The organism is Dactylosporangium maewongense, assembly GCF_039531485.1.
Classification (GTDB): Bacteria; Actinomycetota; Actinomycetes; order Mycobacteriales; family Micromonosporaceae; genus Dactylosporangium; species Dactylosporangium maewongense.
In genome coordinates this window covers 163,694-184,456 of record NZ_BAAAQD010000012.1, presented here as the reverse complement: position 1 = coordinate 184,456, position 20,763 = coordinate 163,694, and the positions used below count along the sequence as shown (strand labels likewise).

The following is a 20,763-nucleotide window of genomic DNA, read 5'->3' as shown; positions in this document are numbered from 1 at the left end:
GATATGACGGAATTGAGCAGACGCAAAGTGCTGATGGCCGGCGGCGCCCTCGGGGCGCTCGGCGCGCTGAGCGTCGCGACGCCGGCCTGGACCTGGGCCCCCGAAGGGTCGATCGCCGGCGCCGGCGTGGGCGCCGACCCGCGCTGGGTGTGGGACGAGGAGGCGGACCCGCTCGTCGCGTCGCTGCTCGACCGCGGCGGCGTCCCGGAGGTCAACCGGCTGCTGTGGGACTGGACCCGCAACGACCAGCCCACGCCCGCCGGCCTGCCCGCCGACGTGAAGGCGTTCATCGACCACGCGCGGCAGCTGCCGGACTGGGCCGACCGCGGCAAGCTGGAGGCCGCCGCCACCTTCAACAAGTCCCGCGGCCTCTACCTCAACCTGCTCAACGGCGTCGGCGGCGGCATGCTGAGCACCGCCATCCCCAAGGAGGCCCGCGCGGTCTACTACTCCAAGGGTGGCGCCGACATGGAGGACCGCGTCGCCAAGACGAGCATCCTCGGCTTCGCCGTCGGCGCGCTCAACGCCTACCGCCCCGACGGCAACTGCATCGTCAACGCCGTCAAGACCCGGCTCGTGCACGCCGCCGTCCGGCACCTGCTGCAGCAGTCCCCGCACTGGGACGGCACCATCCCGATCAGCCAGGAGGACATGCTCGTCACCTGGCACACCCTGCCGACCTTCGCGATGCGCAAGATGCGCGAGTGGAAGGTGCCGATCCCCGCCGCCGACGCCGAGGCCTACCTGCACGTCTGGCAGGTCACCGCGCACCTGCTCGGCATCCGCGACGAGTACATCCCCGCCACGTGGACCGCCGCGAACGCCCAGTCCGACCAGGTCCTGCCCCGCAACATGGGACCGACCCCGGAAGGCGTCATCCTCACCGACGTCCTGCTCGGCCAGCTCGCCGAGCAGACCAGCCCCGGCAGCGTCAGCCGGCCGCTGTGCAACGCGCTCGCCCGGTACCTCGTGGGCAACCAGGTCGCCGACTGGGACGCCATCCCGCGCGAGCCGGTGTGGGACCCGCTGATCGCCACCGTCTGGCCGCCGCTCGTGAGGTTCCGCGAGGGCCTCATGCCGCTGCCGCTCGTCCCCGCCGCCGCGTGGGTCGTCGACGAGGCGGTCCGCCAGTACATCCTCTTCTACCTCACCAAGGGTCAGGAGACGAAGATCGAGATCCCCACCATCAACCGGCCGTCGTGAGCGAGGGCATCCGGCGGCGGCAGTTCATCGGCTTCGTCGTCGCCGCTCCTGTACTGGTGACCGCCGCCGCACTGGATGCCCCGGCACCCGCCGCCGCTGCCGCCGCCGACATCACCGACATCGTGGACCTCAACGACCTCATGACCGTGGCCGCCCTGCCGACCTCGGGCCTCATCTCCGTCGAGGTCACCCCGGACGGCACCGTGTCGTTCGCGCTGCCCCGCGCCGAGGTCGGGCAGGGCATCACCACCTCCACCGCCATGCTGATCGCCGAGGAACTGTCCGTGCCGCTGGAGCGGGTGCGGGTGACGCTCGCCGACGCCCGGCCCGAGCTGCTGTTCAACCAGCTGACCGGCGGATCCAACACCACCATCGCCACCTACACGCCGATCCGGGTCGCCGCCGCGATCGCCCGGACCCGGCTCCTGCAGGCCGCCGCGGTGTCCTTCGGCACCGCCGTGGCCGACCTGACCCTGCGGGCCGGAGTGATCACCGATCGCTCCGGCCGGCACGTCGACATCGGTGCGCTCGCCGTCGCGGCGGCGAGCGCCCGCACGACGCAGATGGCGGTGGAGCTCACCGCCCGCGAGAGCTTCACCGTCATCGGCAAGCCCCACAACCGTGTCGACGCCCGTGACGCCGTCACCGGCCGCAAGCGCTTCGCCATGGACCTCGACGTCCCCGACGCCAAGCCGACCATGGTCTGCCGCCCGCCGACCATCAACGGCAAGGTCGGCTCGGTCGCCAACCTCGCCGAGGTCCAGGCGATGCCCGGTGTCACCCACGTCGTCGTCATCGGCACCGGCGTCGCCGTCCGCGCCCAGACGTTCGGCCAGTGCATCGACGCCGTCCGCGCCCTGCGCGTCACCTGGCGGCCCGGCACCGCCGAAGGCAAGTCCGACCAGACCATCCGGCAGGAGCTCGCCCTCGCCGAGCTGCCGATCGGGCTGCGGCCGCCGACCCCGGTCGTCGACGCCCGCTTCACCTTCCACTTCCGCAACAACAGCGCCCTGGAGCCCAACTGCGCCATCGCCGACGTCCGCGCCGGCCGCGCCGAGATCTGGTCGGCGCTCAAGGCACCGATCGTCGCCAAGCAGGCGATCGCCGCCAAGCTCGGTCTGCCGGCCGGTGCCGTCACGGTCCACGTCACCGAGGGCGGCGGCTCGTTTGGCCGCAAACTGTTCTTCGACGCCGCCCTCGAGGCCGCCGAGGTGTCCCAGAAGATCGGCCGGCCGGTGAAGCTCATGTGGCACCGCGCCGACGACTCCCGCCAGGGACGCGTGCACCCGATGGCGACGTCGCGGGTGCGCGCCGCGTACCTCGGCAACACCGTCCTCACCTACGACCAGCGGCACACCAGCGTCGCCACCGACCTCAGCCACGGCCTCGGCGAGATCATCACCGCCTTCGCCGCCCGGCTGCCCGTCGGCGACATCGGCTTCTCCGAGACGTTCTTCCAGCTCAGCCAGACGATGTCCTACGACTTCGGGGTCACCAGCCGGCTGCTCAACGAGACCGACAAGGGCTTCAACACCGGCAGCATGCGCAACGTCTACTCACCCGACGTCACCTGCGCCCGCGAGCTCGTCGTCGACCAGCTCGCCGCCCGCATGGGCCGGGGCCCGTACCAGTTCCGGCGGGCCTTCCTGCGCGACGACCGCTCCCGCGCCGTGCTCGACCGGGTCGCCACCGCCGGCGGCTGGGGCCGTTCCCTACCGGCCGGCGTGGCGCAGGGCATCGCGTTCCACGCCGAGTACAAGGCCGTCAGCGCCGTCCTCGTCGAGCTCGACTGCCGCCCCGCCACCGTCAACCGCCCCGTCCGCGACGGCGTCGCCGGTCCCCGCGTCACCCGCGCGGTCGTCGCCGTCGACGTCGGCCTCGCCGTCAACCCGCGCGGGCTGGAGGCGCAGATGATGGGCTGCGTCATGGACGGCATCGCCCTGGCGCTGACGTCCAGCCTGCACCTGCGCGACGGGTACTTCCTCGAGGCCAGCTGGGACAACTACTTCTACACCCGCCAGTGGAACACCCCACCCGACCTGCAGGTCATCGTCATGCCCAGCACGTCCGACCAGCCCGGCGGCGCCGGCGAGCTCGGCGTGGCCGCCTCGATGGCCGCGGTCGCGTGCGCCTACGGCCGGGCCACCGGCACCATGCCGACCACGTTCCCGATCAACCACGGCACGCTGTCCTTCACCCCCAAGCCGACCGTCCCGCCGATCCCGCCGTCGCCCACCGACGGGCTTGCCTAGGAGCCGCTCGCATGCCCCAGCACACCTTCCGCGTCAACGGCTCCCAGGTCACCGTCGACGCCGCCGACGACGAGCGCCTGCTGTGGGTGCTGCGCGACCTCCTCGGGATCACCGGCCCCAAGTACGGCTGCGGCATCAACGTCTGCAAGGCCTGCACCAGCCACCTCAACGGCCGGGCCGTGAACCCGTGCGCCATCCCGGTGAAGGACCTCGCCCCCACCGACGAGGTCACCACCATCGAGGGCCTGGCCGCCACCGCCGGCGGCGACCTGCACCCCATGCAGCAGGCGTGGCTCGACCATGACGTGGCCCAGTGCGGCTACTGCCAGCCCGGCCAGATCATGGCCGCCGTCGACCTCGTCCGCCGCACCGCCGCCGAGGGCCGCGACATCACCGACGCGGACCTCGACACCCTGCGCAACATCTGCCGCTGCGGCACGTACCCCCGCATCCGCGCCGCCATCAAGGACGCCGCGAAGCGAATGTAGCCCTCGTCAGCTCGGGCACTGGATCGACAGGGCCGCCATCGCCGCGTTCGCCTTGGTGTAGATGTCGCCGATCTTCACGCCGTCGTTGCGGGCGGTGTACTGCTTGAGCTCGCTCACCAGGTTGGCAAGCGGCTGCCGCAGCTCGGCCTGCTGCACCTTGCCGGCCGGCGGCTCCAGCGCCGCCAGACACTCCTTGCCGATCGCCAGCTCCTCGTCGATCGAACTGAGGAATGCGACGTTGTCCTTGCCCTTGCTGAGGGCGATCGGCGGCTACGCGGCGAGGGCGGCGAGGAGGTTGTCCACCGCGGCCTCGGCCGCGCGGCGTGAGCTCTCGGCCGTGGCCGCGCCCAGGTGCGGCGTCGGCACCACCCGGGGCTGACGCAGCAGCTCGGAGGGCTCCGGCGGCTCGCGCTCGAAGGCGTCGACCGAGTAGAGCGCGATCCGCCCGGCGCGCAGCTCGGCCAGCAGGGCGGCCTCGTCGACCAGCGTCGAGCGGGCCGTGTTGAGCAGCACCACGTCGTCGCGCAGCAGGGCCAGCTCGGCCGCGCCGAGCAGCGGCCCGTCCGGGGACGGGGGCACGTGCAGGGACACGACCTCGCTCGTGCGCAGCAGCACGTCGAGAGACACCAGCGGCACGTCCGCGACGTCGACGAACGGGTCGTGGGCCATCACGGTCATGCCGAGCCCGCGGGCCAGCCCGGCGAGGCGGCGCCCGATCGCGCCGTAGCCGACGATGCCCAGGCTGCGCCCGGCCGCCTCCCGGCCGGTGCTGCGCTGCCACGTGCCCGAGCGCAGCGCTTCGGCCGCCTCGGGCAGGCCGCGCAGGCCCATCAGGGTCAGCGCCAGGGCCAGCTCGGCGACGCCCTGCGCGTTGGCGCCCCGGGCGGTGATGACCCGCACGCCGTGCGCCTCCGCGGCGCGCGCGTCGATCGCGTCGCTGCCGGCCCCGTTGCGGCTGATGACGCGGAGGCGGTCGGCGCGGGCCAGGACCTCGGCACCGATCGGCTCCACGCCCGCGACCCAGCCGACCACGCCGGGCACCGCGTCGAGCAGTTCCTCGGTGGTGGGCTGGCGCCCGGGCGACGGGGTGACGATCTCGTAGCCGGCGGCGCTGAGCCGGTCCAGCGCGGGCGAGCCCGCCGCCGACATGCTGCGCGGCGTGACCAGGACCTTCATACGGCCACGACCGGCGCGACGGGGTTGAGCACGCGGATGAGGCGGGTGACCTCGGCGGCCATGACGTCGCGGGCGGGCGCCACGTACTTGCGGGCGTCCATGAGTTTCGGGTCGGCCTCCAGGCGGGCGCGGACCACGGCGGTGAAGCACTTGTTGAGGTGGGTGGCGATGTTGACCTTCGTCATGCCGGCGGTCACCGCCCGGGCCAGCGTCTCGTCGTCGACGCCGGAGGAGCCGTGCAGCACGAGGGGCACCGGCACCCGGGCCGCGATCGCCGCGACCAGCTCCACGTCCACGACGGCGTTGCGGGTCGCCATGGCGTGCGAGGTGCCGACGGCCACGGCCAGGGAGTCCACGCCCGTGTCGGCCACGAACGCGGCGGCGTCGCCGGGGTCGGTGCGTACCCCGGGGGCGTGCACGCCGTCCTTGCCGCCGACCTCGCCCAGCTCGGCCTCGACCGCGACCCCGGCGGCGTGGCAGAAGGCCACGACCTCGCCCGTGACGGCCCGGTTGCGCGCGTCGTCGAGCCGGGAACCGTCGAACATGACCGAGGTGAAGCCCAGGTCGACCGCCTCGTGGACCAGGTCGACGTCCTCGGCGTGGTCCAGGTGCAGCACGACCGGCACCGTCGCGGCCTCGGCGAGGGCCCGGGCGGCCAGGGCCAGCGGGCGCAGGGAGCCGTGGTAGCGGACCGCGTTCTCGCTGATCTGCATGATGAGCGGCGCCGTGGCCGCGTCGGCGCCGGCGGCGAGCGCCTCGGCGTGTTCGAGCAGGGTGGTGTTGAAGGCGCCGACGCCGTGCCCGCTGGCGCGGGCGGCGGCGAGGATGGGGCGTGGATCAGCGAGGGGCACGGTGGAACTCCAAGAGCGTTATGTGACTTCGGACTGGGCCCGCACGGCCGCGCGGGCGGCGTGGAAGCGGGCCCGGGGCAGGGCGTAGTCGGCGGCCGCACCGGCGCGCGGGGCGACGACGTCGGTTTCGCCGGCCTCGGTGCCGGCGGCCAGCGGGGCGGTCGAGTCCCAGGCGCCGATGCCGAGCCAGCCCAGGGCCGCCGCGGCGAGCGCCGCGCAGTGCTGGACGTCGGCGGGGCGGGTGACGGGCCGGTCGAGCAGGTCGGCGAGGACCTGGAGCAGGAGGGCGCCGCGGGCGCCGCCGCCGACGGCGGTGATCGGGGCGCCGGGCGGCGCGCCGGCGAGCATCACCGCGGCGGCGTCGGCCAGGCTGAAGCCGATGCCCTCCACGACGGCGCGGGCGACGTGGCCCTGGGTGTGGCCGAGGTCGAGCCCGAGGAACGCGCCGCGCACGGAGGGGCCGCCTTCCACGACGGTGCCGCCGGCGAGCGTCGGCACGCAGGTCAGGCCGGCGGCGCCGACGGGGGCCTCGGCCGCCTCGGCCAGCAGCGCGTCGAGGTCGCCGTCCCGCCCGAGCAGGCCGGCCAGCCAGGTGAGGCTGCTGCCGCCGCCGAACGTGGACAGCGCCGAGACGTACAGGCCGGGCAGCACGTGGTCGAAGACGAACGGCCGCTGCACGGCGTCGAGGACCGGCTCGGCGCCGGCGACGGTGACCCAGTTGGACGAGCCCAGGGAGAGGTACGCGGCGCCGGGCCGGTCCAGGCCGGCGCCGAGGGCCATGCAGGAGTTGTCGACGCCGCCGGCCACGACGGGCACCCCGGCCGGGATGCCGGTCTCGGCGGCGGCCGCCGCGGTGACGGTGCCGACGACCGCGGTGGAGGCGACGATGTCGGGCCACCAGCCGGCCGGCACGCCGAGCGCCGTGAACACGTCCGGGCGCAGGGTGCGGGTCTGCAGGTCGTAGGCGCCCGACCCGGAGGCGTAGCTGGGGTCGGTGGCCTGCACGCCGGTGAGCCGGGCGTTGATCCAGTCCTTGCTGCCCAGGATGCGTGCGACCCGGGGGCCCAGCGGTGTCCCGGACCGCAGCCAGGCCGCCTTGAACACGGTGTACATGCCGGCGGGGAAGCCGTTGCCCGTGGACGCGTACCAGTCGTGCTCGGCCAGGTGCCCGAAGAAGGCCGTCGCGGCGGCCTCGCCGCGCACGTCCGACCAGATGGGCACGGACTCCAGCAACAGCGCGCCGTCCGTGTCGACCGGGACCATCGCCAGGCTGTGCCCCGACAGCGCCACGGCCCGGACCCGGTGCCCGGACAGCGGCAGCCGGCTCGTCGCGGCGGCCAGGGCGGCCCACCAGTCGGCCGGGCGCTGCTCGTGGCGACCCGGGGCCGGATAGTCGGTCGGGTAGGCGACGAACGCGGTGGCGAGCACGCGCGCGGAGGCGTCGACGAGGGCGGCCTTGCAGCCGCCGGTGCCGAGGTCGAAGGCGAGGACCACATCAAGCGTCGTCATGCGCGCGGCATCCCCGATCGCATCCGGGACAGCCGCGTCTTCATGGTGCGGATGTCCTCCAGGGCGGACTCCTCGCGGCGCAGCAGCACCATCGTGGCGAGGATGTCGACGACGACGAGCTGGGCCAGGCGCGAGATCGTCGGCGTGTAGACGTCGGTGTTGTCCAGCGACTCGACGAGGATGGCGATGTTGGACAGGTCGGCCAGCGGCGACGGGCCGCCGGTGATGCCGATGACGGTGGCGCCGCGCTCCCGCGCGACGCGCACGGTGTCGAGGATGGACACGGTGCGGCCGGTGTTGGAGATGGCCACGAACGCGGTGTCTGGCCGGCTGGTCGAGGCGGCCAGGAACTGCTGGTGGGTGTCGATCTGGGCCGAGCACGGCACGCCGAAGAGCGGGAACTTCTGCTCGGCGTCCATCGCCACGATCCCGGACGCGCCGAGGCCGATGAACACGATGTTCGAGCAGGAGGCGAGGGTGTCCACGGCCCTGCCGATCGCGTCGAGATCGAGGTGGCGGCGCACGTGGTCCAGCGAGGTGATGGAGAAGTCGAAGATCTTGCCGACCGTGGTGGCGGTGTCGTCCTGGGCCTCGATGACCGACTGGGTGGCCGGCACGCCGAGCGCGACGCTCTGCGCCAGCTGGATGCGGAAGTCGTGGAAGCCGTCGCAGCCGATGGCGTTGGCGAAGCGCACGATCGTGGGCTGGCTGACCCCGGCCGCCTCGGCGAGCTCGGCCAGGGTCATCTGCACCACGCCGCGCGGGTTGGCCAGCACCACGTCGGCGACCTTGCGCTCGGAGCGGCGCAGCTGGTCGAGGTGCTGGTTGATCCGGACGAGCACGGGGCCGCCGGCCGGGCCGTTCATCGACGCCCCCGCAGGATGATCGTGGCGCCGTGCACCGGCAGCTGGACGGTGACGCCGAGGCGCCCGGCGAGGCCGAAGTCGAACCCGGCCGGGTCGGCGGAATTGAAGGCGAACATGCCCCAATGATGTGGGACGAGGGTGCCGATCCCGGCGGCGGCGCACAACCGCACGGCCTCCTCGAAGGTGAAGTTGCCGGGCACGCCGTTGTCGCGGCGGTGCGCGTCGCGCCCGTTGACCGGCAGCAGCGCCACGTCGACGGCCATGGACCCCAGCCACTCGGCCAGGCCGTCCCAGGGCGCGCAGTCGCCGGAGTGGTAGACCCGGGTGCCGGCGGCGTCGATGACGTAGCCGAGGAACCGGTCGTCGCCGTGCTCGTCGAGCTCGCGCTCCTCGTGGGCGGAGGGCACCGCGCTGATCGCGAACGGGCCGTAGCCGGTCTGCTCGCCTGCGCGCAGCGGGTCCAGCCGGGACGCGTCCGCGCCGCTGCGGCGCAGTGCCTCCCCGATGACGGCGCGCGGGCAGACCAGGCGCAGCCGCGGCTGGTCTGCCATGAGCGGGGTCAGGGTCGCGGGGTCCATGTGGTCGGTGTGCGCGTGGGTGCACACCACGGCGACCAGCGGCGGCAGCTGCCGCGGGGCGAGCGGGGCGGGGCGCATGCGGGTGTGCGGGAACAGGCGCCCGGCGTACTTCTCGGCGAGTGAGTCGGACAGGTACGGGTCGACGGCGAGCTGCGCCACCCCCGCGGTGAGCACGAACCCGGCCTGGCCGAGCCAGCGGGCCAGCATGGTCACCGGACCTCCTGCGCCGCGGCGTAGAGCCGGTCGAAGCCGGCGCCCTCCGTCGGCAGGCCGAGGTCGAAGACGGCGTCGATGGCGCGGGTCCAGCCGTGCACGAAGTACCGCCACCCGTCCTCGACGGTGAGCGCGTCGGCGGCGGCGCGGGCCCGGGCCTGGCGCAGGAAGCCCAGCTCGCCGCGGTAGTTGAACTCCCAGACCGCCCCGCCGCGCGGGAAGACGGCCGCGTCGGTGAGCGGCGAGCCGGGCCGGTCCTTGCCCATCCCGGTCGCGTTGACCACGAGCGCGCCGGGGGCCAGCTCGGCCAGCAGCGCGTCGTGGTTGTCGCCGCGGGCCAGCAGGCGGGACTGCCAGGCGATGCCCGGGTCGCCCCCGGCGGTCGCCTTGACGATGGCGGTCAGGCGCTCCTCGGCGATGTCGGTGACGACGACGCTCGCGGGGGCGTCGGGGCCGGACCGGTGGGCGAAGTAGTCGCACAGCGCGAGGGCGGCGCCGCCCGCGCCCATGACGAGCACGTCGCGCCCGGCGAGGGCGGGCACGATCGCGTGCAGTGACAGCTCGCTGGTGATGGTGTCCAGCGCCAGTCCGTCGATGCGGCCGTCGCCGGCGACGAGGGCGCTGACTTCGTGCAGCCGCGCGGCGTCGCCGTTGACGCCGCGCAGCTGGTCCTGGGTGGCGGCGTAGAGGTCGAGCTTGTGGGTGGTGACCAGGGCGCCGCGGGAGAGGGGATCGTCGCGCAGGTGGGCCACGACCGCGCGGTAGTCGGCGGCGGGCGCACCGACGGGGATGTCGATGCCGGTCAGGTCGACGCCGTCGAGGCCGAGCAGGGGGCGCCAGGCGGCGAAGACGCGGTGGATGGCGGAGGAGCCGGTGGTGACGCCGACGAAGTACATGGTCGGCGCGGTGGCAGGGACCAGGGTGGCGGGGGTGAGGACGGTGGGCATCAGGCGCCGGCCTCGGCGACGAGCCGCACGGCGACGGCGGTGTTGATGCCGAAGCGGGTGGCGCCGGCGGCGATCAGCGCGCGGATCTGCTCCAGCGAGCGGACGCCGCCGGAGGCCTTGATCTCGGGCCCGGGGCCGGCGGCCGCGCGCATGATCTCGACGTGCCGCGGGGTGGTGGCCACGCCCTGCCAGCCGGTGCCGGTCTTGAGCGAGGTGGCCCCGGCGTCCAGGGCGGCGCGGGCGGCGTCGCGGAGCTGCCCCTCGTCGAGCAGCCCGACCTCCAGGATCACCTTCACGGGCACCGCGCCGCCGACCGCCGACAGCACCGCCGCCACGTCCCGGCCGGCCGCGGCGAGCTCGCCCGAGCGCACCAGGCCGATGTTCATGACGACGTCCATCTCCTGTACGCCGGCCTCGATGAGCCACCCTGCCTCGGCGACCTTGATCGGGGTGGCCGAGCCGCCGGAGGGGAACCCGACCGGCGAGCCGGCGTTGGTGGTGGACCCGGCCAGCAGCGGGCGCAGCACCGGCAGCCAGGACGGCAGCACGTGCGCGGCCACGAAGTCGCCCTCGAGGGCGTGCCGGGCAAGGGCCTCGACGTCGGCGCGGCCGTGCTGGGCCTGGACCGCGCTGATGTCGACCATGCGGGCCAGGGCGCGGCCGGTCAGCTCATCGGGCGACATAGTTGGGGTTCTCCTTCAGGCGCCATTCCCCGGCGTCGTCGACGGCCAGGTGCCGCATGCCGCCGGCGCGGGCGATGATGCCGTAGTCCTGCCCGGCGTCGGCCGGGTAGCAGAAGACGGTGACCAGGTCGGTGTCGCCGACGTTGACGCTGCGGTGGATGTGCACCGGCGGGACGTAGGCGATGACGCCCGGCCGCAGCTCGGTGACGACGGTCTGCCCGTCGAGCGTCTCCATCAGCATGAGGCCGTGCCCGGCCAGGCAGTGGTAGATCTCGGTCCGGTCGTGCTGGGCGTGGATGTGCCCGCGGGTCATGTGGAACTCGTCGCCGACCTTGCCCGGCGAGAGCGTGGAGATGCCGGTGATGAGGTCGCCGGCCGCCTCGGACGGGCGGAACTCGTCGACGTGGTAGATGACCCGGTCGGCCTCCTGGGCCAGGCGGGCGGCGAACGCCCCGGCGTCGGCAAAGAGGCCGTCGAGGTCGGCCAGCCTCTTCTCGTACCGGCCCGTGCGGTTCGTCAGCCCGTCCGGCGTGACGACCAGTTCGGGGCCGCTGCGCACTTCGCTCACCGTGCTCCTCCGTCGTACGTGGTGCTTGCTGGCTTCAGTTTGTAGCAAACTTACAAGACCGTGTCACGTGGAAGTTGAATCCACTACAAAAAGCCACCTCGAATGTAGTGAAGTTCCACGACATTGCGACCGGCCACCTGGCTAAAAGCCCATGTAACCGGACATAAGCGCACACACATTCGGGCGGAGCTGACACGCGTACGTAACGATCACAAAATCTTGCGTTGACAACTTCCGGACCGGATGTAGTGTGGCTCCACAAGTGATGTGGGTTCACCCACAACCCCCACACGGAAATCCACAGGGCACTCCGTGCGGACGGCAGGGAAGGGAGGTGGCGCGATGCAGGCGGCCGAGCGCCGGCGCGAGATCACCGAGATCGTCCGCAGCAGCGGGCGCGTGCAGGCAGCCGAGCTGTCGAGCCGCTTCTCGGTCAACGCCGAGACCATCCGCCGCGACCTGTCAGCGCTGGAGGCCGCGGGCGACCTGCAGCGGGTGCACGGCGGCGCCGTGGCCCGCGCGACGCTCGCCGCCGAGGGACGCGTCTCCAACCGGATCGCCGAGCGGCGCGATGAGAAGATCGCCATCGCCCGGGCCGCGGCCGAGGAGATCCCGCCCTTCGGCGCCATCTTCATCGAGGCCGGCTCCACGACGGGCCACCTCGCCGCACTCCTGCCGGACCGCGGCGACCTGCTCATCGTCACCAACGCCCTGCAGATCGCCCTCGCCCTGACCGACCTGGGTCACTCCACGGTGATGACGATCGGCGGCCGGGTGCGCCCGGCAAGCTACGCCGAGGTCGACACCTGGGCCCTGGAACGCCTGGCCGGGCTGCGCTTCGACGTCGCGTTCGTCGGCGCCAACGCGATCGACCTGGCGTGGGGCCTCTCCACGCCCGATCCGGCCGAGGCGGCCGTCAAGGCGGCCATCCTCGCCTCCGCGCAGAAGTCGGTGCTGCTCACCGACAACAGCAAGTTCGGCCTCCAGGCCGCCTGCCGCTACGGCTCGATCGAGGACATCGACCTCGTCGTGACCGACAGCGGCCTCAGTCCCACCGTCGTCGAGGAGATCCGGGCCCTGGGCACCGAGGTCCGCCTCGCCGGCGGCTGAACCACGACCCCCCGAAACACCGCATCCCAAGGCCCCGCACGGCCGCATGGGCGCACACACCCCTTGGAGGACAGATGAACCTACGCACCGGGATCCGGTCGGTCACGCGCGGCACCGCCGTGCTGGTGGCCGTCGCGATGCTCGCCGCCGCCTGCGGTGGTGGCGATGACAGCAAGGCCGCCTCCGGCCCGTCCGACGTCATCAGCGGCCGGCCCGCGCCGACCGACCAGAAGCCCAGCAGCCAGGTCAAGGTGGCGATGATCGGCTTCGCGAACAACCCGTACTGGGTGTCGGTGAAGTCGGGAGCGGACTACGCCAACCGGGTGCTCGCCTCCCGCAACGGCAAGGTCGACTGGATCGTCGCCGGCGACAACATCGACGTGCAGACGGTGTCGAGCGCGATCAAGGGCGCCGACGCGCAGGGGTACAAGGGCATCGGCTTCTTCATCGCCGGCGAGGGCAACTGCGCCGACATCAAGACGCTGTCGGCCAAGGGCAACAAGCTCGGCGCGTACAACACGCTGTTCGACTGCGTCGGCTCCTCGGGCGGCACGGTCAACTACGCGCAGGAGCAGTACAAGGCCGGCCAGACCGCGGCCAAGGAGATGATCAAGGCGACCGGCGGCAAGGCCGGCAAGGTCGGCATCATCGTCAGCCAGTTCACCGCCCCGGGCTCCGAGCAGCGCCGCAAGGGCTTCGTCGACGGCCTGCAGGGCTCCAGCCTGACCCTCGTCGGGCAGGGCGTGGAGGCCAAGGACTCCGCCTCCAACACCTTCACGGCCGCGCAGAACTACCTGCAGTCCAACTCGGACCTGGTCGGCATCTACGCCACCGCCGGCGGCCCGTTCGGCGCCGCGCAGGCCGTCGCCGCCGCCAAGAAGCAGGACACGGTCAAGGTCATCGGCTTCGACATCACCACCGAGAACATCGACGCGATCAAGAACGGCTCGATGTACGGCGTGATCGGCCAGGACGCGTTCGGCCAGGGCTACAACGTCGCCATCCAGCTGTACAACGCCGCCGTCACCGGCAAGAACCCGGACCAGGTCAGCCAGGAGGCCGAGGCCCCGTTCGTGACCAAGGACAACCTGGCCCAGCACGACCCGTCCTCCGTGCCGCTGGGCACGCCGGGCGCTTCCTGACCGGCAGCACCTGAAGGTTGTGGCAAGCATGACGACCACTGAGAAGCCGGCGGCCCTCGAAGTCGCCGGCCTGGCGAAATCGTTCGGTGCCGTCCGGGCCGTGCGCGACGTGTCGCTGGCCTTCCCGGCCGGGCAGGTCACCGGGCTGCTCGGCGAGAACGGCGCAGGCAAGTCCACCCTCATCCGGCTCTGCTCCGGCGAGATGCGCCCCGATCGCGGGCGGCTCACCCTCGCCGGGCAGGAGGTGAGCTTCGGCTCGCCGCTCGAGGCGATCGCAGCCGGCGTCGTCGTCGTGCACCAGGAGCCGCTGCTCATCAGCGAGCTCACCATCGCCGACAACCTGTTCCTTTACGACCTCGGCGAGCGGCCCGCCTACGCGGCCGCCCGCCGGGGCGAGAACGTCGCCCGGGCCCGCGAGCTGCTGCGCGACCTGGGCATGACCGACTACCTGCCGGACCCCGCGACGCTGTGCCGCGAGCTGTCGGCCGCGTCGCGGCAGATGGTGGACATCGTGCGGGCCCTGTCCCGCCAGCCCAAGGTGCTGTTCCTCGACGAGCCCAACTCCAGCCTCACCCACGAGGAGTCGGAGCGGCTGTTCAGCGTCGTGCGGCGGCTACGCGCCGACGGTGTGGCGGTGGTGCTGGTCAGCCACCGCCTCGCCGAGGTGTTCTCGATCGTCGACCACGTCATCGTGCTGCGTGACGGCACGTTCGTCGCGGCCGGCGACCCGACCGAGATCCACGAGCAGCGGGCCGTGGCGCTCATGGCCGGCGAGCGCAAGCGGGCCGTGGTCGCGGAGACCGTCGCGGAGCGCCGCGACGCCGTCGCGCACGCCCGGGACGCCGAGGTCGCGCTTGAGCTCGCCAACCTCTCGGGCGAGGGCTTCGCCGACGTGAGCTTCGCGCTGCGCCGCGGCGAGATCCTCGGCATGTCCGGTCTGGTCGGCGCCGGGCGCACCGAGATCGCCGAGGCGGTCATCGGCGCGCGGCGCATCAGCGGCGGCCGGGTCCTGGTCGGCGGCCGCCCGGCCCGCATCTCCGGCCCCGGGCGGGCCCAGAAGCTCGGCATCGCCTACGTCGCCGAAGAGCGGCGGACCGAGGTCTTCCACGCCCAGACGGTCGGCTACAACCTCACCGTCCGCATCCTGTCCACGCTCGGGCCGTTCGGCTTCGTGTCGGCCCGGCGCACCAACGCCGCGGCGCGCGAGCTCACCCGCCGCTTCGGGGTGAAGACCGCCTCCACCGAGGCGCCGATCACCTCGCTGTCCGGCGGCAACCAGCAGAAGGTGCTGCTGGCCCGCGCCCTGGCCGCCAAGCCGCGGGTGCTGATCCTCGACGAGCCGACCCGCGGCGTGGACGTCGGCACGAAGGCCGAGATCTACGCGACCCTGCGCGAGCTGGCCCACACCGAGGGCCTCGCCGTGTGGTTCATCTCCTCCGAGCTCGAGGAGGTCGTGGAGCTGGCCGACCGCGTCGTGGTGGTCCGCCAGGGCCGGCTGACCCTCGACGCCCCCAACACCGCAGGACCGCAGCCCATCGTGGCCGCCGCCATGGGATCGACCGAAGGATGAGCATGTCTGCCCCCACCGTCACCGCACCGGCCCCGCCGCGCAGCCGCTCCGCGAAGGACGTCGCGCGCGCGGTCTTCAAGCGGCAGGAGACCGGCCTGCTCGGCGTGATCATCCTGCTGGGCTTCGTCGTCAGCCTTCTCAACAGCAACTTCCTGCGCACGGACAACCTCTACAACGTCCTGCAGACCGTCGTCGTGGTCGGTGTCATCGCCGTCGGCCAGACGTTCGTGCTCATCGCCAAGGAGATCGACCTGTCGGTCGGCTCCGTGCTGGCGCTGTCCGCGGTCACCGCCGGCTCCGTCTACGGCAGCGGCGCCAACCCGTGGATCGCCATGCTCGCCGGCATCGCGGTCGGCGGCGTCTGCGGCCTGCTCGTCGGCACCGTCGTGGTCATCGGCCGGGTCAGCTCGTTCATCGTGACCCTCGGCATGCTGTCCATCGCCCGCGGCCTCACCCAGCTCGTCACCGGCGGCCTGCCCCAGTCGATGCCCTCCGAGCTGTCATTCATCGGGCAGGGCCGGGTGTTCGGCGGCGTCCCGGTCAGCGTCATCATCTTCATCGTGCTGGTCCTCCTCGGCCAGCTGCTGCTCACCCGCACCGTCTTCGGCCTGCGGGTCACGGCGATCGGCGACAACGACGCCGCCGCCCGCACCGGCGGCATCCCGGTCGGGCGCACCCGCATCCTCACGTTCGTGCTCATCGGCCTGCTCGCGGGCCTGGCCGGCATCATCTTCTCCACCCAGGTCGGCGTCGCCGAGGCGCAGGCCGGCACGGGCTACGAGCTCGACGTCATCGCCGCCGCGGTCATCGGTGGGGCCAGCCTCTCCGGCGGCCGCGGCTCCATCATCGGCGCGTTCCTCGGCGCCTGCCTGCTCGGCGTCCTGCGCAACGCGTTCATCCTGCTCGCCCTCTCCCCGTTCCTGCAGCAGCTCAGCATCGGCCTGGTCATCGTCCTGGCCGCGCTGTTCGACCAGGGCCGGCAGGGCAACCTGCGCCACCTGAGCCCGGCCGCGCTGCGCCAGCGCTTCCTGTCCGGCCGCTGAGCCGGCTCCGTTCTCCGAAAGGACCCTGACATGAAGCCCCAACCCTTCCGTGTCCACGACCAGCGGGTCGTCAAGGCGTTCGTCGAGGCACGCCGCTCCCACACCGCCGACGAGCCGCGCCTGAAGTTCGGCTGGAGCAACTGGGGCTTCGGCACCGAGGAGCTCGGCGTGTCGGCGCAGCGGCTGGCGAATTACGGCGTGCAGTACATCGAGCTGCACGGCAACCTGTACTCCGACGACTTCGGCTACAAGCCCGACGCCACCCTCAAGACCCTCGGCGACCACGGCATCACCGTCTCGGGCATCTGCGGCATGGTCACCCCCGACCAGGAGTTCGCGCACAACAAGCCGCACGTGCGCGCCCGGGCCGTGGAGTACTTCCGCCGGCAGGCCGCCTTCACCCAGGCCGTCGGCGGGACGTACCTGCTCTTCGGCGCGGGCTCGGTCGGGCGCCCGGCCGCGTTCGACTCCTACGAGATGGAGCGCTCGGCGAGCACCATGCGCCACGTCGCCGACGACTTCGCCCGAGCCGGCATCCGCGGCGCCGTCGAGCCGATCCGGCCCGAGGAGACGAGCGTCGTGCACACCTTCGAGCAGGCGCTGCGGCTGCTCGACCTCGTCGACCACCCGGCGATCTCGCACATCAACGGCGACACTTACCACATGCTCAGCGGCGAGCTGCACATCGGCGCCACGCTGCTCGACCACGGCCACCGGATGCTCAACCTGCACCTGGCCGACACCAACCGGCGCGCCCTCGGCCACGGCCTGCTCGACCTCGACGTCATCATCATGGCGTTGTACGCGATCGGCTACCAGCGCGGCGACAACTACTGCTCGGCCGAGCCGCTCGGCGCCGGCGGCAACCCGTACGCGGCGATGAACCTGCCGCCGCAGGCCGACAGGCTCGACGAGCTCGTCCGGGTCACCGCGCAGACGTTCCGCGAGCGGGAGCAGGAGGTCCTCGCGGCCTCCGACGAGGAACTGTTCGCGCTGTACCAGATCGACGGCGAATAGTGACAGGCTTCACCCTGCACGTGGTCTGCCCCAACCCGGCCCTCGACCGGCTGCAGGTCGTCGAGCACTTCGCGCCGTTCGAGGTCAACCGGGTCGTGGACGTGCAGAGCCTCCCCGGCGGCAAGGGCATGATCGTGTGCCGGGGCGCCCGGCGCCTCGGCGCCACGGTCGCCGCCCACGGCTTCGTCGGCGGCTTCGTCGGCCAGGTCATCCGCCGCGGCTGCGAGGAGATGGGCGTCGCCGACCGGCACATCGAGATCGCCGGCGACACCCGGGTGACGCCGGTCGTCATCGAGCGGGCCACCGGGCGCTCGACGGTGCTCAACGAGCGCGGTCCCCAGGTCACCCGCGGCGAGCAGGAGCAGCTCGCCGCGGGCCTGGCCGCCGCGGTCCGGCCGGGCGACGTGGTCGTCTCCACGGGCAGCCTGCCGCCCGGGTGCGCGCCCGACCTGCACGCCGTCGTCGCCCGCGTGGCCCTGAGCCACGGAGCGACCGCCCTCGTCGACGCCCACGGCGACGCCCTCGCCCGGGTCATCGACGACGCCGGCACCCACGGGACGCGCGGCGGCCGGCTGGTGATCAAGCCCAACGCCCACGAGCTGGCCGGCATCCTGGGCCGCGAGCTGTCCGACCCGGCCGACCTGCTCGCCGCCGCGCGCGAGCTGCACGCCGCGACCAGCGCCACCCTCGTGGTCACCAGCGGCGCCGGCGGCGCGGTCTGGGTCGGCCCCGGCGAGCAGCTCACCGCGGACAGCCCGGCGGTCGACACGGTCAACGCCACCGGCTCCGGGGACTCGTTCCTGGCCGGGCTCGCGGTGGCACTCGGCCGCGGCGAGACGCCGGAAGCGGCCCTGACCCTGGCGGCGGCGATGGGCGCGGCCAACGCGGCCTCGCTCGCCCCGGACGTCGACCCGGACCTGGTCGCCACCCTCCGCGAGCGCGTGACGGTCTCCAAATGAGCTTGTTCCTCGGTGTCGACATCGGCACCACCCGGACGAAGGTCGGCTGTTACGACGTCGAGGCCGGACGGCTCATCGCGCTGTACTCGGCGCCGACCGAGGTCAGCGACGACGCGTGGGGCGGGCGGCGCGACGCCGCCCGGCTCACCGCGGCGGTGGCCGGGCTGCTGCGGCAGCTGCTGGACGACCCGGCCGTCCGCCCGCAGGCCGTCGCCGGCATCGGCGTCGGCTCCGTCGGCGAGGAGGTCGTGATGCTCGGCGCCGGCGGCGAGGTCACCGCCCCGGTGCCGGCCTGGTTCGCCGGCCACGGCCGCGAGGCCAAGCCGCACGCGGGCGAGGCCTGGGCGGGCGTCGACGACACGTTCTCCGTCTTCAAGCTGCTCTGGCTGGACCGCGCCGGCCTGCTCGGCGGCGCCCGCACGTTCACCTCCCTCGCCGACTTCGTCGCCCGGGACCTGCTGGCCGACCCGTCCGCGCCGGTGTTCCTCAACGTCTCGCACGCCTCCCGCACCGGCCTGCTCGACGTGCGGGCCGGCACCCTGGACGAGGCGGCCCTGCCCTCCCTCGGCCTGAGTGCCTTGCGCCTGCCCGTCCTCACCGGCAGCGCCACGGTCGTCGGGCACACCTCCGGCGCCGGGGTCCTGCCCCGGGGCGTCGCCGTCGTCACCGGCGGCCACGACCACATGTGCGGGGCCTTCGGCTCCGGCGTGCGCAAGCCCGGCGACGTCTACGTCTCGGCGGGCACGTCGGAGGCGCAGGTGCTGCTCGTCGACGCCCTGCCCGAGCGGGTCGACGCCGGGATCGACGTGGGCGTGTTCGTGGCGGGCGGGCTGCGGTACCTGCACCGCGCCACCCCGTCCGGCCGGTTCTACCAGTCGTGGCGGCGGATGCTGTACGCCGAGCAGCCCGACGACGTCATGTGGTCCGAGGTCGACGCGGCCCTGGACACCGTCGGTCCGGCCGGCATCGACTCGGACGCGCGCACGGCGCGCCCGGCCGCCCTGCCCATGGACGTCACCCGGGCCCAGGCCATGGCCAGTCTCCTCAAGGGCCTGGCCGTCGAGGCCGACGCCACCACCACCCGTCTCGGCGCACTCGGCGGCACCCGTATCGCGGACGTGACCGTCGCGGGCGTCGCCGCCGGCTGGGCTCCCTGGCGCCGGCTGCGCCAGGACGCCACCGCGCGCCGGCTGCGCTTCGTCGCCGAGCCGGAGGCCACCGTCCTCGGCGTGGCCGCCCTGGCCCGGCTCGGCGTCACCGGCGCGGCAGACGTTCCCACCCGAATCCTCGCGAAGGACCCCGCCTCATGAGCAGCATTGTCGATGTCGTCGGCGGCAACCGGATCGTCCCCGTGGTCGTGCTGGACGACCCGGCTGCCGCGGAGCCCCTGGCCGACGCCCTGGTGGCCGGCGGCCTGCCGATCGCCGAGGTCACGTTCCGCACGGACGCGGCCGCCGCGGCGATCGCCCGGATGGCCAGGCACGGCGGCGTCACGGTCGGCGCCGGCACGGTCACCACCCCGGCCCAGGTCGACGCGGCCGTGGCCGCGGGCGCCAAGTTCGTCGTCTCCCCGGGCCTCAGCGCCGCGGTCGTGACCCGGTGCCGTTTCCACAACGTGGCCGCCCTGCCCGGCGCCACCACGGCGACCGAGATCATGGCGGCGCTGGAGCTGGGCGTCGACGTGCTGAAGTTCTTCCCCGCCGGCACGTCCGGCGGCGCCCGCGCGGTGGCCGCGCTCGCCGCCCCGTTCGCCCAGGTCCGCTTCGTGCCGACGGGCGGGATCGACGCGTCGAACGTGCGGGACTACCTCGCCGTGCCCTCGGTCCTGGCCGTCGGCGGCAGCTGGATGGTGCCCCGCGCATCCATCGCCGCCGGCGACTTCGCCACGGTGACCGCCCTCACCGCCGAGGCCGTGGCCGCCGCGGCCTGATCAGAGCAGGTTGAGGAGCCGTTCGGCCTGCTGCTCAAGGGTGCCGGGTGGGTTGCGGTGTTCGGCGGGGCCGCCGGGGCGGAGCATGTGCAGCCAGAAGACGGCGTAGAGCCGACGGGCGTCGAGCAAGCGGTCGCCGTCGAGGTCGAACGTGGTGAGGAACGCCGTCCAGTCGGCGCGCCGGGCCGCGAGGTGTTCGACCAGGTCGGCCAGTTCGAACTCGGGGTCGGACCGGCCGGCGTCCTCGAAGTCGACGATCCGGATGCGCTGCCCGTCCCACAGGTAGTTGGCGAGGTTCGGGTCGGCGTGGCCCAGCACGGTGCTGCCGGCGGGGCTGAGGCGGAGCCTGGCCAGGAAGGAACGGGCGGCGTGGGCGGCCTCGCCCGCCGGGCCCGGCAGGTCCAGGCCGGCCAGGCGCCGCGTCATCAGCGCGTGGAGCTCGGCGGGGTGATCCCGCCGTGCGGGGAGATCGGCGCACGGCACCGACCACAACCGGCGTAGCGATCGGGCGAACGCGGCCTGCTGACCGGCGTCCAGGTCGTCGGTCAGTGGAGTGCCGGGCAGCAGGCCCATGGTGACGGTGGGTGGGTCGGCGTCCAGGTCGGCTTCGAGCGGCTCGGGCACGAGGTCGGGGCGTCAGGCGTGCACCCGGTGCAGC

21 protein-coding genes are annotated in these 20,763 nt (G+C 73.3%); 11 read left to right on the top strand and 10 right to left on the bottom strand.

The features are described 5' to 3' along the window. The first annotated feature begins 3 nt into the window (after nt 1–3). From ABD332_RS29045 to ABD332_RS29035, 3 genes are read left to right on the top strand one after another with little or no spacing between them, the layout of a single operon-like run. Nucleotides 4–1,203, top strand: a complete 1,200-nt coding sequence (locus ABD332_RS29045; RefSeq protein WP_344505436.1) for an oxygenase MpaB family protein — start codon at nt 4–6, stop codon at nt 1,201–1,203. Continuing rightward, nucleotides 1,200–3,455 carry a molybdopterin cofactor-binding domain-containing protein gene (locus ABD332_RS29040; protein ID WP_344505435.1) on the top strand — a complete coding sequence of 752 codons (2,256 nt, stop codon included), beginning with the start codon at nt 1,200–1,202 and terminating at the stop codon, nt 3,453–3,455. Before ABD332_RS29045 ends, ABD332_RS29040 begins: the two co-directional genes overlap by 4 nt. Nucleotides 3,456–3,466: 11 nt before the next feature. Next, nucleotides 3,467–3,943, top strand: coding sequence for a (2Fe-2S)-binding protein (locus ABD332_RS29035; RefSeq protein ID WP_344505434.1), 477 nt, complete (start codon nt 3,467–3,469; stop codon nt 3,941–3,943). A 6-nt stretch (nt 3,944–3,949) separates the two neighbouring features. On the opposite strand, the gene ABD332_RS29030 is transcribed toward ABD332_RS29035, so the two are convergent. From ABD332_RS29030 to ABD332_RS28990, 9 genes are all read right to left on the bottom strand, one after another. Next, the gene (locus ABD332_RS29030) at nt 3,950–4,099 is read right to left on the bottom strand and encodes a hypothetical protein (protein ID WP_344505433.1); all 150 of its coding nucleotides are present in this window, start codon (nt 4,097–4,099) and stop codon (nt 3,950–3,952) included. 114 nt (nt 4,100–4,213) lie between these two features. Next, complete coding sequence (locus tag ABD332_RS29025; protein ID WP_344505432.1) at nt 4,214–5,119, bottom strand: NAD(P)-dependent oxidoreductase; 906 nt, start codon at nt 5,117–5,119, stop codon at nt 4,214–4,216. Beyond that, the gene (locus tag ABD332_RS29020; protein ID WP_344505430.1) at nt 5,116–5,970 is read right to left on the bottom strand and encodes a class II fructose-bisphosphate aldolase; all 855 of its coding nucleotides are present in this window, start codon (nt 5,968–5,970) and stop codon (nt 5,116–5,118) included. Before ABD332_RS29020 ends, ABD332_RS29025 begins: the two co-directional genes overlap by 4 nt. 18 nt (nt 5,971–5,988) lie before the next feature. Continuing rightward, nucleotides 5,989–7,479 (bottom strand): FGGY family carbohydrate kinase, encoded by a 1,491-nt coding sequence (locus ABD332_RS29015; protein ID WP_344505429.1) that lies wholly within the window; start codon nt 7,477–7,479, stop codon nt 5,989–5,991. Then, nucleotides 7,476–8,345: an SIS domain-containing protein gene (locus ABD332_RS29010; protein WP_344505428.1), complete on the bottom strand. Its 870-nt coding sequence runs from the start codon at nt 8,343–8,345 to the stop codon at nt 7,476–7,478. Before ABD332_RS29010 ends, ABD332_RS29015 begins: the two co-directional genes overlap by 4 nt. Then, the gene (locus tag ABD332_RS29005; protein WP_344505702.1) at nt 8,342–9,130 is read right to left on the bottom strand and encodes an MBL fold metallo-hydrolase; all 789 of its coding nucleotides are present in this window, start codon (nt 9,128–9,130) and stop codon (nt 8,342–8,344) included. Before ABD332_RS29005 ends, ABD332_RS29010 begins: the two co-directional genes overlap by 4 nt. Before the next feature lie 2 nt (nt 9,131–9,132). Then, on the bottom strand, nt 9,133–10,083 hold the full coding sequence (locus tag ABD332_RS29000; protein ID WP_344505427.1) for a hypothetical protein: 951 nt from the start codon (nt 10,081–10,083) through the stop codon (nt 9,133–9,135). After that, the gene (deoC, locus tag ABD332_RS28995) at nt 10,083–10,766 is read right to left on the bottom strand and encodes a deoxyribose-phosphate aldolase (protein ID WP_344505426.1); all 684 of its coding nucleotides are present in this window, start codon (nt 10,764–10,766) and stop codon (nt 10,083–10,085) included. Before deoC ends, ABD332_RS29000 begins: the two co-directional genes overlap by 1 nt. Continuing rightward, nucleotides 10,753–11,334 (bottom strand): glucose-6-phosphate isomerase family protein, encoded by a 582-nt coding sequence (locus ABD332_RS28990; RefSeq protein ID WP_344505424.1) that lies wholly within the window; start codon nt 11,332–11,334, stop codon nt 10,753–10,755. The genes deoC and ABD332_RS28990 overlap by 14 nt, the downstream gene beginning before the upstream one ends. Before the next feature lie 342 nt (nt 11,335–11,676). Here ABD332_RS28990 and ABD332_RS28985 point away from each other — a divergent pair, with 342 nt between their 5' ends. The 8 genes from ABD332_RS28985 (at nt 11,677) to eda (ending at nt 20,105) form a co-directional block, all read left to right on the top strand. Further along, on the top strand, nt 11,677–12,444 hold the full coding sequence (locus ABD332_RS28985; protein WP_344505423.1) for a DeoR/GlpR family DNA-binding transcription regulator: 768 nt from the start codon (nt 11,677–11,679) through the stop codon (nt 12,442–12,444). Nucleotides 12,445–12,518: 74 nt separating this feature from the next. Continuing rightward, nucleotides 12,519–13,586: a sugar ABC transporter substrate-binding protein gene (locus ABD332_RS28980; RefSeq protein WP_344505422.1), complete on the top strand. Its 1,068-nt coding sequence runs from the start codon at nt 12,519–12,521 to the stop codon at nt 13,584–13,586. Between the two features lie 28 nt (nt 13,587–13,614). Beyond that, entirely contained in the window at nt 13,615–15,156 is a 1,542-nt protein-coding gene (locus ABD332_RS28975; protein ID WP_344505421.1) for a sugar ABC transporter ATP-binding protein, read from the top strand. A gap of 2 nt (nt 15,157–15,158) precedes the next feature. Then, the gene (locus ABD332_RS28970; RefSeq protein WP_344505420.1) at nt 15,159–16,199 is read left to right on the top strand and encodes an ABC transporter permease; all 1,041 of its coding nucleotides are present in this window, start codon (nt 15,159–15,161) and stop codon (nt 16,197–16,199) included. A 30-nt stretch (nt 16,200–16,229) separates the two neighbouring features. Beyond that, nucleotides 16,230–17,216 (top strand): sugar phosphate isomerase/epimerase family protein, encoded by a 987-nt coding sequence (locus ABD332_RS28965; RefSeq protein WP_344505419.1) that lies wholly within the window; start codon nt 16,230–16,232, stop codon nt 17,214–17,216. Further along, nucleotides 17,216–18,175, top strand: coding sequence for a 1-phosphofructokinase family hexose kinase (locus ABD332_RS28960; protein ID WP_344505418.1), 960 nt, complete (start codon nt 17,216–17,218; stop codon nt 18,173–18,175). The genes ABD332_RS28965 and ABD332_RS28960 overlap by 1 nt, the downstream gene beginning before the upstream one ends. Next, nucleotides 18,172–19,485: an FGGY-family carbohydrate kinase gene (locus ABD332_RS28955; protein ID WP_344505417.1), complete on the top strand. Its 1,314-nt coding sequence runs from the start codon at nt 18,172–18,174 to the stop codon at nt 19,483–19,485. The genes ABD332_RS28960 and ABD332_RS28955 overlap by 4 nt, the downstream gene beginning before the upstream one ends. Further along, nucleotides 19,482–20,105: a bifunctional 4-hydroxy-2-oxoglutarate aldolase/2-dehydro-3-deoxy-phosphogluconate aldolase gene (gene eda, locus ABD332_RS28950; protein ID WP_344505416.1), complete on the top strand. Its 624-nt coding sequence runs from the start codon at nt 19,482–19,484 to the stop codon at nt 20,103–20,105. Before ABD332_RS28955 ends, eda begins: the two co-directional genes overlap by 4 nt. On the opposite strand, the gene ABD332_RS28945 is transcribed toward eda, so the two are convergent. Beyond that, complete coding sequence (locus ABD332_RS28945; protein ID WP_344505415.1) at nt 20,106–20,729, bottom strand: phosphotransferase; 624 nt, start codon at nt 20,727–20,729, stop codon at nt 20,106–20,108. Nucleotides 20,730–20,763: the final 34 nt, after the last annotated feature.

Bases quoted from the DNA above. Each gene is read 5' to 3' on its own strand.
- ABD332_RS29015 (WP_344505429.1), bottom strand. From the start codon at position 7,479: ATGACGACGCTTGATGTGGTCCTCGCCTTCGACCTCGGCACCGGCGGC.
- deoC (WP_344505426.1), bottom strand. From the start codon at position 10,766: ATGTCGCCCGATGAGCTGACCGGCCGCGCCCTGGCCCGCATGGTCGAC.
- ABD332_RS28985 (WP_344505423.1), top strand. From the start codon at position 11,677: ATGCAGGCGGCCGAGCGCCGGCGCGAGATCACCGAGATCGTCCGCAGC.
- ABD332_RS28975 (WP_344505421.1), top strand. From the start codon at position 13,615: ATGACGACCACTGAGAAGCCGGCGGCCCTCGAAGTCGCCGGCCTGGCG.
- ABD332_RS29045 (WP_344505436.1), top strand. From the start codon at position 4: ATGACGGAATTGAGCAGACGCAAAGTGCTGATGGCCGGCGGCGCCCTC.
- ABD332_RS29005 (WP_344505702.1), bottom strand. From the start codon at position 9,130: ATGCTGGCCCGCTGGCTCGGCCAGGCCGGGTTCGTGCTCACCGCGGGG.
- ABD332_RS29025 (WP_344505432.1), bottom strand. From the start codon at position 5,119: ATGAAGGTCCTGGTCACGCCGCGCAGCATGTCGGCGGCGGGCTCGCCC.
- ABD332_RS29035 (WP_344505434.1), top strand. From the start codon at position 3,467: ATGCCCCAGCACACCTTCCGCGTCAACGGCTCCCAGGTCACCGTCGAC.
- ABD332_RS29010 (WP_344505428.1), bottom strand. From the start codon at position 8,345: ATGAACGGCCCGGCCGGCGGCCCCGTGCTCGTCCGGATCAACCAGCAC.
- ABD332_RS28965 (WP_344505419.1), top strand. From the start codon at position 16,230: ATGAAGCCCCAACCCTTCCGTGTCCACGACCAGCGGGTCGTCAAGGCG.
- eda (WP_344505416.1), top strand. From the start codon at position 19,482: ATGAGCAGCATTGTCGATGTCGTCGGCGGCAACCGGATCGTCCCCGTG.
- ABD332_RS29000 (WP_344505427.1), bottom strand. From the start codon at position 10,083: ATGCCCACCGTCCTCACCCCCGCCACCCTGGTCCCTGCCACCGCGCCG.
- ABD332_RS28955 (WP_344505417.1), top strand. From the start codon at position 18,172: ATGAGCTTGTTCCTCGGTGTCGACATCGGCACCACCCGGACGAAGGTC.
- ABD332_RS28970 (WP_344505420.1), top strand. From the start codon at position 15,159: ATGTCTGCCCCCACCGTCACCGCACCGGCCCCGCCGCGCAGCCGCTCC.
- ABD332_RS28980 (WP_344505422.1), top strand. From the start codon at position 12,519: ATGAACCTACGCACCGGGATCCGGTCGGTCACGCGCGGCACCGCCGTG.